Source organism: Enterococcus casseliflavus (genome assembly GCF_029215545.1).
Taxonomy (GTDB): domain Bacteria; phylum Bacillota; class Bacilli; order Lactobacillales; family Enterococcaceae; genus Enterococcus_D; species Enterococcus_D casseliflavus.
The window spans coordinates 471743-487769 of record NZ_CP119393.1; the positions used below are offsets into that span (position 1 = coordinate 471743).

Sequence of the window (16027 nt, forward strand, 5' to 3'; positions counted from 1 at the left end):
TCTTCCTCATTATAGCAAAAGAAGCACCTGTTAATCAAAGAGAGATAAAACACCTTTATTTCCTAAGAGATTCGTTGTCAGGATCAGATTCTTCCCCTAGAACATTGAAGTGAACGGCTATCTGCGCTATGATAACTAGTAGAAAAGAAATGCTCAAATCTGCTGGTTTATTTGCTGCGTATTAAGGACCAAAGCGATTCCTTTGTTCCTTGTAGACCATGGAAAAAGGTCTTAGGTTATCCGCTTTTTTGATTAAAATTATAGCATTTTTGGGTTACGAACTGTATACTACCTAAGTATACACTTTACTAGTGAAAAGGAGGACTTGCGTCCATGGCTGAAAAAGAAACATTCTATATTACGACGCCAATTTATTATCCAAGCGGCAAACTGCATATCGGGAATTCTTACACGACGATCGCTTGTGATGCGGTAGCACGATACAAACGATTGATGGGCTTTGATGTCTTTTATTTGACGGGTGTCGATGAGCACGGTCAAAAAATTGAGAAAAAAGCAGAAGAACTTGGCGTAGATCCGCAAGAATACGTCGATAAAATGGCAGCTGACGTCAAGAAACTATGGAACACACTAGACATCAGTTACGATAAATTTATCCGCACAACGGATGATTACCATAAAAAAGCCGTTCAAAAAATCTTCCAGCAATTGCTTGATCAAGGAGATATCTATCTTGGTGAATATGAAGGGTGGTATTCCGTTTCTGATGAAGAATACTTTACTGAAACGCAATTAGCAGAAGTTTACCGAGATGAAGAGGGCAAAGTCATCGGCGGTAAAGCGCCAAGCGGTCATGAGGTAGAATTGGTGAAGGAATCTTCTTATTTCTTCCGCATGAGCAAATATGCCGATCGTTTGGTTGAATACTATGATGAGCACCCAGAGTTCATTCAACCAGAATCACGTAAAAATGAAATGCTGAATAATTTCATCAAACCAGGGTTAGAAGACCTGGCTGTTTCCAGAACGACCTTTAAATGGGGCATCCCAGTCACTGCTAGCCCTGAACACGTGGTGTATGTGTGGATCGATGCGTTATCCAACTATATTACGGCATTGGGCTATGGCTCAGACGACGATTCCTTATTCCAAAAATACTGGCCAGCTGACGTGCATATGGTTGGGAAAGAAATCGTGCGTTTCCATACGATCTATTGGCCAATCATGCTGATGGCATTAGACTTACCATTGCCGAAAAAAATCTTTGGTCATGGCTGGTTGATGATGAAAGACGGCAAGATGTCGAAATCTAAAGGCAATGTCGTTTATCCAGAAATGTTAGTGGAGCGCTACAGCTTAGATGCGTTGCGTTATTACCTCTTACGGGCGGTTCCTTTTGGCAGCGATGGTGTGTTTACACCTGAAGATTTCGTTTCTCGTTTGAACTACGATCTAGCCAATGACTTAGGCAACCTGTTGAATCGGACGATCGCTATGATCAATAAATATTGTGATGGCTTAGTGCCAGATTATGCCTCAAAGGTGACGCCTTTTGATAGCGAGCTGTCGACGACTGCGGCCAATGTGGTTGGTCGTTACCATGAAGCCATGGATAAAATGGAATTCAGTACGGCATTGTCAGAAGTATGGACGTTGATCTCCCGTGCCAACAAATACATTGACGAAACTCAACCATGGGTGTTAGCCAAAGAAGAAGAAAAGCGTGCGGAATTAAACAGTGTGATGGTTCATTTAGCGGAAAGCTTACGCATCGTTGCGATCTTATTGCAACCGGTGATGACAGAAACACCAGCCAATATTTTCCAACAATTAGGATTGGCTTCTGTTGCCATGGATCTGAAAGATTTACGCTTTGGTGAATTTCCAAGCGGCACGAAAGTCGTTGCCAAAGGCACACCGATTTTCCCTCGTTTGGAACTTGAAACAGAAGTAGCCTACATCCAAAAGAAAATGGCTGAAGGGACGCAAAGTCCAGAAGAAACAGTCAAATGGAATCCAGAAGAAACCACATTGCAATCCGAAAAAGCCGAGATCAAATACGAAGACTTCGACAAGGTCGAATTAAAAGTGGCAGAAGTCGTTGACTGTCAAAAAGTCAAAGGCGCCGACAAGCTGTTGCAATTCCGCTTAGCTGCGGGAGATGATCAAGATCGTCAAATTTTATCGGGGATCGCTGAATTTTATCCAGAACCGCAAGATTTGATCGGTAAAAAAGTCGTGATCGTTGCTAACTTGAAACCGCGGAAAATGCGGGGACAAGTCAGCCAAGGAATGATCCTTTCAGCAGAAGACAATGACGGTCGTCTGCAAATCGTGGAAGCACCAAAAGGCATGCCAAACGGCTCGATCATCGCCTGATTTTTAGGAGAAATCCTTCTGCTAGTTTCAGCAAAAATAAAATTGCCAGACCTGAAAAGTTTTTGTATAATGTAGGTTATTGACATGAACATGAGGGAGTAATTGGCGGATTTTATCTGCGGCAGTATCACCATCCTGAAAGAAATTTCTGGTGCTGTCTTAAACAGTGAGACTTATGTATGCTTAGACAGTGCATACATAAGTCTATTTTTTTTCATATCATGTACAATAAAGGAAGAGTAAATATAAAAGGAGGAGAAACATGTCAGAAGAAAACAAAAAGGAACAGCTATCGCAGGCGTTTTATGCGCAAGAAGCGCAGCATGTTCTGGAAGAAATGCAAACAGATGCCAATGGATTAACGAACGATGAAGCACAAAAACGCTTATCTGAGTACGGTCCCAACGAATTAGAAGAAGGCAAAAAGAAATCGATGGTACAAAAATTCTTTGAACAATTCAAAGATTTGATGATCATCGTTTTGCTAGCGGCGGCGATTATCTCAGCAGTCGTTTCCCATGAAGTCGTGGACTCAATTATTATTTTAGCAGTTGTCATTATCAACGCGATCATGGGTGTCGTTCAAGAGGCGAAGGCAGAGCAGGCGATCGAAGCACTAAGAGAAATGTCCACACCAAATGCCAATGTCCTGCGTAATGGTCATACCGTCACCATCAAGAGCGATGAATTGGTGCCGGGGGATATTGTCCTATTAGAAGCTGGCGATGTCGTACCGGCAGATTTACGCCTCTTAGAAGCAAGTTCGTTAAAAATTGAAGAAGCCGCTTTGACCGGTGAATCCGTACCAGTCGAAAAAGAATTGACTGTCATCGAAGGGACGGATGTCGGGATCGGCGATCGCGTCAATATGGCCTATTCAAACAGTAATGTGACCTATGGCCGCGGAAAAGGGGTCGTGGTCAATACAGGAATGGGAACCGAAGTTGGGAAAATCGCTGGCATGCTAGCTAGCGCCCAAGAAACCGAAACACCATTGAAACGTAACTTAAATGAACTAGGAAAATTCCTGACGATCGCCATCATTATCATTGCAGTGATCATGTTCTTTGTTGGAACGATCTTTAACAATACGTCATGGGTCGACATGCTATTGACTTCGATCTCATTAGCAGTAGCGGCGATCCCAGAAGGGCTGCCAGCGATCGTAACGATCATCTTAGCCTTAGGTACGCAAGTAATGGCGAAACGAAATGCAGTGATCCGTAAATTGCCAGCGGTTGAAACCCTTGGGGCAACCGATATTATCGCTTCTGATAAAACTGGTACGTTGACGTTGAATCAAATGACCGTGGAAAAATTGTATGTCAATGACAAGCAACATGCTGCTTCAGAAGATATTCCGTTAGACAACATGGCATTAAAAGTCATGAACTTTGCCAATGATACAAAATTTGGTGAAGAAGGCAACTTGATCGGTGATCCGACCGAGACCGCATTGGTGCAATTCGGGATGGATCAAGGCTTCCATGTGCGGGATCTTGTCAATCAAGAACCACGGGTAGCAGATCTGCCATTTGATTCTGACCGAAAACTTATGAGTACGATCCACCAACAAGAAGACGGTCGCTATTTAGTTGCTGTCAAAGGCGCACCAGATGTCTTGCTAGGCAGAACCTCAAAAGTACTACTGGACGGCCAAGAGCTGCCGATGACCAATGAAGAAAAAGAAAAAATCTTATTCAACAATACCGATATGGCAAAACAAGCACTGCGGGTATTGGGGATGGCCTACAAATATGTAGACCAAGTACCAGAAAACTTAGAATCAGAAATCGTCGAAAATGATTTGGTCTTTGCTGGCTTAGTCGGAATGATCGACCCAGAACGGGCAGAAGCAGCCGATGCGGTACGTTTAGCCAAAGAAGCTGGGATTCGTCCAATCATGATCACCGGAGACCACCGCGATACAGCTGAAGCCATTGCGGGACGTTTAGGGATCATCAAACCGGGCGATGATGATGCCGTCTTGACTGGCGCTGAACTCAATAAAATGAGCGAAGAAGAGTTTGCCCAAAAGGTAGCGAACTACTCAGTCTATGCACGGGTATCACCGGAACATAAAGTTCGGATCGTCAAAGCTTGGCAACAAGAAGGCAAAGTCGTTGCCATGACTGGTGACGGGGTCAACGATGCACCGTCACTGAAGCAAGCCGATATTGGTGTCGGCATGGGGATCACAGGTACCGAAGTTTCTAAAGGTGCTTCCGATATGGTCCTAGCAGATGACAACTTCGCTACGATCGTCGTAGCAGTGGAAGAAGGACGAAAAGTCTTCTCCAATATTCAAAAAGCGATTCAATACTTGCTAGCCGCTAACCTAGGGGAAGTTTTGACCTTGTTCTTAGCAACCTTGTGGGGTTGGGACTCGCTATTGCCGATCCACTTGCTTTGGATCAACCTAGTAACGGATACCTTCCCAGCAATTGCTTTAGGAATGGAGCCTGCTGAAAAAGATCTAATGAAACATGCACCGCGGGGACGCAGTTCCAACTTCTTCTCTGGTGGTGTGATGAGCAGTATCATCTACCAAGGGATCTTAGAAGCGGCAACCGTGCTGTTCGTTTATTGGTCAGCGATCCAATGGCCCGTTCACAATACGTACGATGCGATCCATGCCGATGCCTTAACGATGGCCTTTGCCACGTTAGGATTGATGCAGTTGTTCCATGCCTTCAACGTCAAATCGATCCATCAGTCGCTCTTTAAAGTAGGGGCATTTAGAAACAAAGCCTTCAACTGGGCGATCCTGTTGTCCTTTGCGTTGATGCTGGTGATCTTCATCGTGCCAGGATTAAATGATATCTTCCGTGTTGCACACCTTGACTTGTATCAATGGGGCATCGTTTTAGGCGCCTCCTTTGCGATCATTCCAGTCGTTGAGATCGTCAAAGCGATCCAACGAGCAATGGGACGCAAATAAGCCAAAAATAAACGGAAAAACAATCAATGGTCTGCTGTCCTTCTCACTGGGCAGCAGGCCTTTTTTGCTGGCTTATTTTCGATAAACCCTGCGGCTGTTACTTGACCTTTTCATTTGCAGTAAGAAACGGTAAAATAGGAGATAATAACAAAGAAAGTAGGGGACCCACTGTGCGACCAAACTTAGGTTTTTATGTACAAACAATCAACGATCTTGTCAAAGAAACAGAAGCGATCGGGGAGAAAATGAATCCCAATTATGAAGAGATCCGCAAAGCGATCGACGAGAAGAAAGAAGCCGAGGTAACACCTGAGCGGCTAGCTGAGATTACCAGAATTTTTAAAGAAGGCACGGACAAATACCGCTTGATGCTGGAAAAAATCAGCAAATTGCGTCCCCCAGCGAATGTGATGGGGATCCATAAAAAATTCGAACGGGCGTATATGAAATATGTTGCTGGCTGTGATGAGATGATTTTGAGTCTCGATAACAAAATCGACCAAGAAGCCTTTGATGCGGCAGAAGCCAAGCAAGATGAAGCAACCGACGAAATTTCTTTTGCCATTCAACGGATGACGGCCTTATTGTTAAAAAAATGATAAACATTCAAGTTAAACAAGAGTTATTTAATTTAACTGTTATGTTTTTCACATGTAAAGTTTTTTTATCGGAGGTATAATGAATTCACAACCAACAACCTTTTTATTTTTCATTTTACTCCTTTTGCCATCAGGACTAACCAACCTGATGGTTTTTTTGTGTTTCAAGTGTTTTTTAATGAAACGTTTCCAGCGATAACGGGTTTAGTTTGTGAATAAAATATAAAGGAAAAGCAGCAGGGGGTACTGAACTTGCGCTTTTTTGCCGATCAATGCTATACTTAGGGCACTATTAAACGAAATGAGGGATCCTCCATTGAAAAATTAACCAATTTGTTGAAAGCTGCATGAAACTGTTCCTCCAAGGGGATAGTCTGCAGATTTTCAGGATTGGTTGACTTTTTCGATGGGGGATCTTTTTGTGTACCTCTAAAAACTGATTCTGAAAATAGCATTAGGTCTACTCTATTCCGTGAATAGAGACGAGGTATATTTATGTCGAATATCAGTATTAATCATTTAACTTTTGGCTTTGACAGCCAAGAACGGTTGCTTTTTGAGGATGCCAACTTGAACCTTGATACACAATGGAAATTAGGGTTGATTGGCAGAAATGGTCGCGGCAAAACGACCTTGCTGCGTTTGCTGCTCAATGAATTGCCTTATAGCGGCTCGATCACCCATGAGCAGCAATTCGTTTATTTTCCCTTAACCGTCGCTGACGATCAGCAACTGACGCTTTTTGTTTTACAAGAATCCGGTGAATTTGAGCAGTGGCGTTTGGAACGGGAATTGAACCTGCTACAACTTGATCCAGAAGTTCTTTGGCGGCCCTTTGCCACTTTATCTGGCGGCGAGCAAACGAAAGTCCTGTTGGCTCGGTTGTTCGTTGATGAAGAGAATTTTCCTTTGATCGATGAACCAACCAACCATTTGGATGTGACCGCTCGCGAACATGTTGCCCGCTATTTGCAGCAAAAAAACGGGTTTATCGTTGTGAGCCATGATCGACAGTTTGTCGATGACGTCGTCGATCATGTATTGGCGATCGAAAAAAGCCGCTTGGTGCTGTACAAAGGGAATTATTCAGTCTATGAGCTGCAAAAGCAGCAAAAAGATGCGTATGAGCAAGAACAAAACAGCAAGTTGAAAAAAGAAATCGGTCGTTTGAAGCAGACGGCAGCCGAGAAAGCGGAGTGGTCCCGAGGACGCGAACGGGACAAATTAGGGTCGCCGACCAAAAAAGGCAGCGGGGCAATCTATGATACGGGGGCGATCGGTGCCCGAGCGGCACGGACCATGAAGCGCTCGAAAGCGATCGTTAAAAGGATGGAAGATCAAATTCAAGACAAGTCTGCGTTGTTAAAAGACATTGAGTGGATTGATCCTCTGAAAATGACTCCGCTTGTTAGCCATCATGATGTGTTGCTGGAAGCAGAGCATTTTCAGCTTGGCTATGAGCAGCCTTTGTTTAAACCGCTGACGTTTGCGATCCGTCAAAAAGAGCGCTTGGGGATTCAAGGGGCCAACGGATCTGGCAAGTCCAGTTTGATTGCGAGTATTTTAGGTACTTTCGATGGACAGCAGACAGGGACGATCAAAACAGCCCATGGGATCACCATCAGTTATGTCCGACAAAACTACGAGGACAACTGTGGGATGCTGACAGAATTTGCCCAAGAGCATGGCTTGAATTATCAAGATCTGCTAAATAATTTAAAAAAGCTTGGCTTGGAAAGAGCTGTCTTTCAAACGCCGATCCAGCAAATGAGCATGGGGCAGCGTAAACGCGTGGAACTAGCCAAATCATTAGCGACACCAGCAGAATTGTTTATCTGGGATGAACCGCTAAATTATTTGGACGTCTTCAATCAAAAGCAATTAGAGGAAGTGATCCATTTGGTGGAGCCTTCTATGCTGATCATTGAACACGACCGTTATTTTCTTGAGCAAGTTTCAACGAAATTGCTGACGCTGACGGGTGACTGAGGCGAAGGATAGAATGAAAAAAGGACGATTGTTTTTTAAATAATCATCCTTTTTTTGTTATTTTAAAAGAAGAAATACTGATGGTCTTAGTAAACAATTACTAAAGGTGCTTTTGGACAAAAAGTCGCGTAAAAATAGTGTTAACATCAATGGATACTAAAGGATTGAAAATTTTTACCCGTTTTTCATGAAAATTTTCTAAAAACAGTAAAATGTTCGTGTTTACTGGCTAGAAACTGCGTTGTTTGGCTCATTGTTTTCTCATTAAAAGGTAAATTAATTAAAAATTCTTTCATAATTCCCAATGATTTTTACAAAACATTTACAATAATGGTATCGAATAAAAACATTCGTTTGTTATGATTAAAATCGAATTTCTTTGAGCGTTTGACCGAAACATCAAGAGTTCGTTTTTTTTGTGACTTGAAATGCCAGTCAACTATTCGGAGGAAAAAGAGAAAATGGAGGGGCAGTTTTGATAGAAGTAGTCGGGTTGAAGAAGGTTTTCGATAATAAGTTTGAAGCCTTGAAAGCAGTAGATTTTACAATAGAAAAAGGCGATTTGGTTTGTTTGTTGGGACCAAGTGGTTGTGGGAAATCGACGATATTGAATTTGATCGCGGGGTTGTTGAGTCCCACCGATGGTGATATCCGCTTTAATGGTTCTTCCGTTGTTAAGACCGAGCCAAAAGACCGCAATATCGGGTTTGTTTTTCAGAATTATGCCCTTTATCCCCATATGACTGTTTTAGAAAATGTCATGTTTCCACTGACAGTCGGAGAGAAAAAGATCAAGAAAAACGAAGCACAGAAAATTGCTGAAAAGTTCATGAAACTGACCAATATTGAAGAGTTAAGTCAGAAAAAACCAGGAACCCTTTCTGGCGGACAGCAGCAACGGGTCGCCATTACTCGTGCTTTGGTGCAAAGTCCAGAAGTCTTACTACTGGATGAACCATTAAGTAACTTAGATGCCCGTTTGCGCTTGAAGATCCGTGAAGAGATCCGTCGGTTAGTCAAAGAAGTAGGCATCACCACGATCTTCGTGACCCATGACCAAGAAGAAGCTCTTTCTATCAGTGATAAGATCATCTTGATGAACGAGGGGATCATTCAACAAAATGATGATCCGCAAAACCTTTACTTAGAACCAAACAATCTTTTTGTAGCGAAATTCATCGGTAATCCAATCATCAACATCTTGCCAGTAGAAGTCAAAGATGGCCAAATGATCCATCCTGCCTTCACTGTACCAGTTGACCGTTTTACTGACCTTCGCTTCAAGAAACCATTAACAGACGGCCAATACACGTTAGGCATTCGTCCAGAAGATGTGCTGACCACCTTGCAAGCAGGTTTGTTCCAAACGGAAGTCAAGAGTGTGGAGCTGATCGGACGAGAACGAATCTTGAACTTTGATCTGGCTGACAAACATATGAAATCGATCGTTAGTATTGAAGAAATCATTGAAGAAGGCGCGCAAGTGTCATTTGATTTTCATTACAAAAAAGCCTTTATCTTTGATGAAAAAGGAGAGCGGGTCTACTAATGTTCAAAAAAAATTATAACCCTGAGAACCAACCGAAAGCATGGCTGTTTTTACTGCCTTCATTGGTCATTATTTTCTTATTCAGTGTATATCCGCTGTTTCGTTCCTTCATCATGAGTTTCCAAAAAGGAACCTTGATTAACCAACAGTATGCTGGGCTTGAGAACTATCAAAGGGTTTTAACGGACCCAGTCTTCTTTCGAGCACTGCAAAATACGGCGCTCTTTGCTTTTGCGGTCGTACCGATCGCGTTGATCCTTTCTTTAGCGATTGCGTGGATCATTTTTGAAAAAGTCAAATACAAAAGTTTTTTTGAAACGATCTTTTTTATGCCTTATGTCACGAGTACGATTGCCATCGGGATCGTGTTTCGCTACTTTTTCAATGGCTCTTACGGGATCATCAACTATTTGTTGAGTCTTGTCGGCATTCCACCAGTCAACTGGCTGGATAATGTCAATATGAGTATGACGACCTTGATCATCTTTGGCGTTTGGACGAGCCTCGCCTTCAACATTATTATCTTGTTGGCAGGAATGCGCAACATCGACAAAGAACACTACAAAATCGCAAAAATGTTTGGCGCCACCGATGGCGAGATTTTTCGGAAAATCACCTTTCCGCAGTTGATCCCGACTTTTGCCTTCTTGTTAACGGTCAATCTGATCAGTGCCTTTAAAGTCTATACTCAAGTATATGCCTTGTTTGGCGGACAGCCAGGGATCGCCCGCAGTGCAACCACGGCAGTCTTTTATATTTATGACAAATTCCATATCGCCGGACGTCCGGGGATTGCAATGGCGGCAACCGTGATCTTGTTCATCATTATTTTGCTCGTCACCTTTATCCAAAATAAACTTTTGAAGAAAGTGGGCGAATAAACGAATGAAAAAAATTGTCACGATTGTTTCGATGCTGTTTTTAGCAATTTTAGCAGTGATCACGCTGTTTCCCTTTGTCTATATGATTTTAGCTGGTCTAATGACCTACAGTGAAGCAACCAGTATTCCACCGACGATCATGCCAGAGTCTTTCCAGTGGAGCAACTACGGGGAAGTTTTTACCCGAGCACCGTTTTTACGCTACTTCTTTAATACGGTCTTCGTTTCCGCGGTGACGACTATCGCGACGCTGATCACTGCGATTCTAGCTGCCTTTGCATTGACTAGTCTTGAATTCAAATACAAACGGTTAGTTATCGGATTGATGATCTCGTTATTGATGGTTCCTTATGAATCGATCATTTTCACCAATTACAATACGATTGCGCGAATGGGCTTATTGAATACGTATAGTGCGTTGATCATTCCCTTTCTGACCAGTATTTTTTACATCTATTATTTAAACGGTTATTTACAAAGTATTTCTAATACCTTTTATAAGGCAGCCAAAATTGACGGTGCCAGCGACCTAGCTTATATCCGCCGAATTTTGATCCCCATGTCTAAACCAGCCTTGGTGACAGTCGGGATTCTGACGTTCATCTCTAGCTGGAATTCCTTCTTATGGCCGTTGCTAGTAACCAATGAGAAAAAATACCGCCTCTTAAATAATGGGTTGGCTGCCTTTACCACAGAAAGCGGCAGCGATGTTCATTTACAGATGGCGGCAGCGACCTTGACCGTCATTCCAATTCTGATCATTTACTTGATCTTTAGAAAAGAAATTATCAAAGGAGTGGCTAAAGATGGCATCAAAGGATAAAACGACGATTACCTTTCATAGCGGGATCTTAACGATTGGAGGGACCGTCATCGAAGTTGCGTACAAAGATGCCCATATCTTTTTTGACTTCGGTTCGGAGTATCATCCAGAAACACCCTTACCAGATGAAGAATTACAAACGTTAGTTGCGCATCGCTGGATACCAGAACTGAAAAATGTCTACGATCCACGCTTAGATTACACGTACCAAGGAAGCGAAACGAAAGAATACCAAGAAACAGCAGTTTTTCTTTCCCACGCCCATCTGGATCATTCCAAGATGATCAACTTTTTAGACCCAAATATTCCTATGTACACCTTGAAGGAAACCAAAGCGATCCTCGAAGTGTTGAATCAAAAAGGGGACTTCTTGCTGCCCGTTCCTCATGAAGAAAAAAGCTTTGTCCGTGAATTGATCGGCTTAGAACCCCATGATGTGATTCGGGTCGGGGAAATCGAAGTCGAGATCATTCCAGTCGATCATGATGCGTACGGTGCGGCAGCTTTGTTGATTCGCACGCCAGATCATTTTATCGCTTATACCGGTGATTTGCGTTTGCATGGCTATCATCCAGAGCGTACCAAAGAATTCTGTCAGTTAGCCAAACACACGGATTTATTGATGATGGAAGGGGTCAGCATCAGCTTTCCAGAAAGAGAACCGGACCCCAAAGCGATCACAGTGGAAAGTGAAACAGAATTGATCGAGACCTTCGTGCGTTTGGTCAAAGAAAATCCCCAACGACAAATTACTTTCAATGGCTATCCAGCCAATGTCGAGCGCTTTATGGCGCTTGTTGAAGCCGCGCCGCGGACGGTTGTTTTAGAGGCGACGCAAGCTGCTTTGTTGAAAGAAATTTTCAATAAAGATGTACCGTTCTATACGATCGATGATCAAGTACCAGCGACGCTCGATCCAGCCTTCGCCATTTCTTATCAGGCATTATGTGCCGACACGAGCCAGTACCTTTGGCAAGCAGTCGCGCATTTTGAAAACTTGCAGACGGGTGGTTTGTATATTCACAGTGATGCGCAGCCGTTAGGCGATTTTGATCCAGCTTATCAAGTCTTTTTGGATCAATTGGCAGCACTGGACATCGAATTTGTCCGTTTGCCAAACTCGGGACATGCGAAACCAGCTGATTTAGATCAGATCATTGCATGGATCGAGCCCCAACGATTGGTTCCAATCCATACGCTGAAACCAGAAAATCTGGTGAATCCGTATGGTGAAAGAATATTGCCGCAACGCGGTGAAAAAATTATTTTAGAGTGATAGAGGAGAGGAAAAAATGAAAACAAAGAAACTTGCATTTGCAGCAGCTGCAGCCGCGACATTGGTATTAGGGGCTTGTGGAAACAACAACGATTCATCTGGTTCTACGGAAAGTGATGAAATCGTTACAGAGCTAAGCGAAGATACGACTGTCACCTTTTGGCATGCAATGAATGGTGCGCAAGAAGAATCATTGACGAAATTGACCGAGCAATTCATGGACGAAAATCCAAACATCAAGATCGAATTGCAAAACCAATCAAGCTATCCTGATTTGCAAGCAAAGGTGAATTCAACCTTGCCTTCACCAAAAGATCTGCCAACTATCACCCAAGCATATCCTGGTTGGTTATGGAATGCTGCCCAAGATGACATGCTAGTTGACCTTGGCGAATACATCAACGATGATACTATCGGTTGGGGTGACCAAGAAGAGATCCGAAGTGCCCTTTTAGATGGTGCACAAATCGACGGCGTGCAATACGGGATTCCTTTCAACAAATCTACAGAAATGCTGTTTTACAATGCAGACATGTTAGACGAGTATGGTATTGACGTACCAACAAACCTTGAAGAATTAAAAGAAGCTTCTCAAGAAATCTATGAAAAATCAAACGGTGAAGTCGTAGGTGCTGGTTTTGACTCATTAAACAACTACTATGCCATCGCAATGAAAAATCAAGGCGTTGATTTTGACAAAGACTTGCAATTAGACAGCGATGAATCAAAAGAAGTCATCAACTACTACCTAGATGGTGTTAAAGACGGCTACTTCCGAATCGCTGGTTCTGACAAATACTTGTCTGGTCCATTTGCCAACGAGCAAATCGCAATGTATGTCGGCTCAATCGCAGGGGAAGGCTTTGTTAAAAAAGATACCGAAGGCAAATTTGAATATGACGTAGCAGCTCGTCCAGAACCAATCAACTTGCAACAAGGAACTGACTTGTATATGTTCAACAGCGCAACACCAGAGCAACGCACCGCTGCTTTTGAATACATGAAATACTTAACTTCGCCAGAAGCGCAAAAAACATGGGCGATCGATACCGGCTACATGCCAGTTGTTGAATCTGTTTTGGAAAGCGATGAATACAAAAACAATCCTGAAACAAAAGTCGCTGCCAAATTAGAAGATGCAACCAAAGAATTGTTCTCGATCCCAGTGATTGAAAATGCTGATCCTGCTTACAATGAAATGCGTTCAATCATGGAAAACATTTTGTCTAATACAGATCAAGATGTCGATCAATTGATTGAAAACGCGAAACCACAATTAGAAGATGCTTGGAACCAATAATTCTGAATTTCTTCGTCAAAATAGGGTATAATCAGGGAAACACCTGAGAATGAAAGACAAAAGGGTTTGTGCCATAAGGTTTGAAGACACAAGGAAGCAGAAAATGCTGGCTTTCGAGGGTTTTCGACTTATGCGCATGCCCTTTTGGTCTATTGAGGGGAAAAGGAGTCTTTTGAATGAAAATCACGTTTTTAGAAACGAGCGATATGCATGGCTATGTCTATCCAACCAATTTTGCCGATGACACGGAACAAGGATTCGGCGTGGCAAAAGTTGCCACCAAAATGAAAGAACTGCGCCAAGCAGCCTCCGGGCCGGTCGTAACGATCGAAAATGGCGACTTTATCCAAGGCTCGCCCTTAAGCTATTACATCGCCAAAAGCCAGCACTCCGTTGCCGCATTGACCGCTGTCGTCAACCACCTAGACGTTGATGTCCATGTTTTAGGCAATCATGAGTTCAACTACGGTCTGCCTTATTTGCAAGAAGCGATCGCCAGCTACGAAACGCCGGTGCTTGCAGCGAATATTTTAAATGAAGCGGGAGAACCATTCTTTGGCCAAGCCTACACCATCATTGAAAAAGAAGGGGTAAAGATCGCGATTTTAGGAATGGTGACGCCATATATTCCTCATTGGGAACAGCCTGCGACGATTCGAGGGATGCAGTTTGTCAGCATCGTTGAGACAGCGAAAAACTATGTGCCTTACTTAAGAGAAAAAGCCGATATCGTTGTCGTCAGCTACCATGGCGGCTTCGAGCGTGATTTAGTCACTGGAGAACCGACCGAATTATTGACCGGCGAAAATGAGGGCTATCAATTATTGCAGGAAGTCTCAGGAATCGATGCGTTCTTCACAGGACACCAGCACCGTGAGATCGCCACAAAAATCAATGGTGTCTCCGTTGTACAGCCCGGTTATCGTGGAAGCTTTATCGGCGCCATCGAATTGACGGTTGAAAAAAATCAGACAGGGGTTCATGTCACAAACAGTACGGCTGCGTTGATCCCTGTTGCAGATGCTGTCCCAGATCAAGAGACGTTGGCTTTGTTAGCACCCATCGAAGAAGAATTACAAACCTGGCTAGATCAGCCGTTAGGCAAAGTCAGTGGGGATATGCGAATCACCGATCCGATGGGGGCACGCTTGAAAGAGCACCCTTATATTGAATTTATCAATCGTGTTCAGATGGCTGCCAGCGGTGCCAAAATTTCTGGTACTGCTCTTTTCAACAATGAGGGCAAAGGCTTTGGCGCAACCATCACGATGCGAGATGTGATCACTAATTATATTTACCCAAATACGTTAGCTGTAGTCAAAATAACAGGTGCCGAATTAAAAGCCGCTTTAGAACAAACGGCGGATTATTTAGCCGTTGTTGACGGTCAGATCGTCTTCAATCCTGCTTTTATTGAGCCAAAACCGCAATATTATAACTACGATATGTATGAAGGCATCGAGTATACGATCGATCTTAGTCAACCCGTCGGTCAGCGAATCACCCGCTTGGACTTTGAAGAAAAAGCCATTGCGATGGATCAAGAATTAGAGATCGTCATTAACCAATACCGTGCAGTAGGTGGCGGCAACTACGCCATGTTTTCTGCCGAAAAAATCGTTCGTGAGATTCAAGTCGATATGACGGAACTGATTGCTGACTATTTAAAACAGCATCCTAAAATCGAAGCTACGACGAATCAAAACTTTCTAGTGACGTTATAACAGTAAAACAGCCTGCGATGAAGGAATCATCGCAGGCTGCTTCTTAATTTTCTACATTGCGTACATAGTCATCAAAGTATTTTACCAAATCCGCTTTGACTTGTTGATAGTCTTCTTCGGAATACTCTTTGTCTTCTAGTTTTGCTTCGAAAAACGGCATGGTCAATTCTTCTCGTAAACGATCCAACACTTGTTCTTGGTTCATAACGTCACCTTTTTCACATTTGATTTGATTTCATCATAACAAATGAAATGAGGCTGTCAATGCTTCGTAAGTGTCTTTCATTTTTTCTAAACGATTTTTTAAAGAAACAAAATCATCGTCATCATGAAAAAGGACTTGTTTTAATTCAAAATAATAGATCTCAAAAGCATCAAAGAAAGCAATGACTTCCGCTGTTTGCAGCTCTTTGGCAGTATCGCAGCGAATATAGGCTTTTTCAGCGATCGCATACGTTTCTGCAGTCGTTAATAGGACCAATGATTCATTGTATTTGCGGCTCGTCACTAGTTCAAAGGTTGATTGACATTTATTGTAGATATTAGAAAAATCTTTGAGCACAAGTTCCTTTGGTGTTTTATCAAACATGGGGGAATCCTCCAAA

Annotated in this window: 12 protein-coding genes; 10 read left to right on the forward strand and 2 right to left on the reverse strand. The window is 42.9% G+C overall.

From position 1 onward, the window contains the following. Positions 1-333 precede the first annotated feature (333 nt). The 10 genes from metG to P0G38_RS02380 all read left to right on the forward strand — a co-directional run bounded on the left by metG (position 334) and on the right by P0G38_RS02380 (position 15422). A complete protein-coding gene (gene metG, locus P0G38_RS02335; protein ID WP_275853968.1) occupies positions 334-2340 on the forward strand; it encodes a methionine--tRNA ligase in 2007 nt (668 codons plus the stop codon). Between the two features lie 262 nt (positions 2341-2602). Then, on the forward strand, positions 2603-5281 hold the full coding sequence (locus P0G38_RS02340; protein WP_005228006.1) for a cation-translocating P-type ATPase: 2679 nt from the start codon (positions 2603-2605) through the stop codon (positions 5279-5281). A gap of 170 nt (positions 5282-5451) precedes the next feature. After that, the gene (locus P0G38_RS02345) at positions 5452-5880 is read left to right on the forward strand and encodes a hypothetical protein (protein WP_005228008.1); all 429 of its coding nucleotides are present in this window, start codon (positions 5452-5454) and stop codon (positions 5878-5880) included. 495 nt (positions 5881-6375) lie between these two features. Beyond that, the gene (abc-f, locus tag P0G38_RS02350; RefSeq protein ID WP_275853969.1) at positions 6376-7869 is read left to right on the forward strand and encodes a ribosomal protection-like ABC-F family protein; all 1494 of its coding nucleotides are present in this window, start codon (positions 6376-6378) and stop codon (positions 7867-7869) included. 475 nt (positions 7870-8344) lie between these two features. Continuing rightward, complete coding sequence (locus P0G38_RS02355) at positions 8345-9418, forward strand: ABC transporter ATP-binding protein (RefSeq protein ID WP_005228012.1); 1074 nt, start codon at positions 8345-8347, stop codon at positions 9416-9418. After that, positions 9418-10299 carry a carbohydrate ABC transporter permease gene (locus tag P0G38_RS02360; RefSeq protein WP_005228014.1) on the forward strand — a complete coding sequence of 294 codons (882 nt, stop codon included), beginning with the start codon at positions 9418-9420 and terminating at the stop codon, positions 10297-10299. The genes P0G38_RS02355 and P0G38_RS02360 overlap by 1 nt, the downstream gene beginning before the upstream one ends. Positions 10300-10303: 4 nt before the next feature. Then, positions 10304-11122 carry a carbohydrate ABC transporter permease gene (locus P0G38_RS02365; protein WP_005228015.1) on the forward strand — a complete coding sequence of 273 codons (819 nt, stop codon included), beginning with the start codon at positions 10304-10306 and terminating at the stop codon, positions 11120-11122. Continuing rightward, complete coding sequence (locus P0G38_RS02370) at positions 11106-12398, forward strand: MBL fold metallo-hydrolase (protein ID WP_275853970.1); 1293 nt, start codon at positions 11106-11108, stop codon at positions 12396-12398. Before P0G38_RS02365 ends, P0G38_RS02370 begins: the two co-directional genes overlap by 17 nt. Positions 12399-12414: 16 nt before the next feature. Next, the gene (locus tag P0G38_RS02375) at positions 12415-13698 is read left to right on the forward strand and encodes an ABC transporter substrate-binding protein (protein WP_016609876.1); all 1284 of its coding nucleotides are present in this window, start codon (positions 12415-12417) and stop codon (positions 13696-13698) included. Positions 13699-13874: 176 nt separating this feature from the next. Beyond that, entirely contained in the window at positions 13875-15422 is a 1548-nt protein-coding gene (locus P0G38_RS02380) for a bifunctional metallophosphatase/5'-nucleotidase (protein WP_275853971.1), read from the forward strand. Positions 15423-15465: 43 nt separating this feature from the next. Here P0G38_RS02380 and P0G38_RS02385 read toward each other — a convergent pair whose 3' ends face one another. Continuing rightward, positions 15466-15627: a hypothetical protein gene (locus P0G38_RS02385; protein WP_086295756.1), complete on the reverse strand. Its 162-nt coding sequence runs from the start codon at positions 15625-15627 to the stop codon at positions 15466-15468. Between the two features lie 33 nt (positions 15628-15660). After that, positions 15661-16011, reverse strand: coding sequence for a hypothetical protein (locus tag P0G38_RS02390; protein ID WP_005233740.1), 351 nt, complete (start codon positions 16009-16011; stop codon positions 15661-15663). Positions 16012-16027 lie beyond the last annotated feature (16 nt).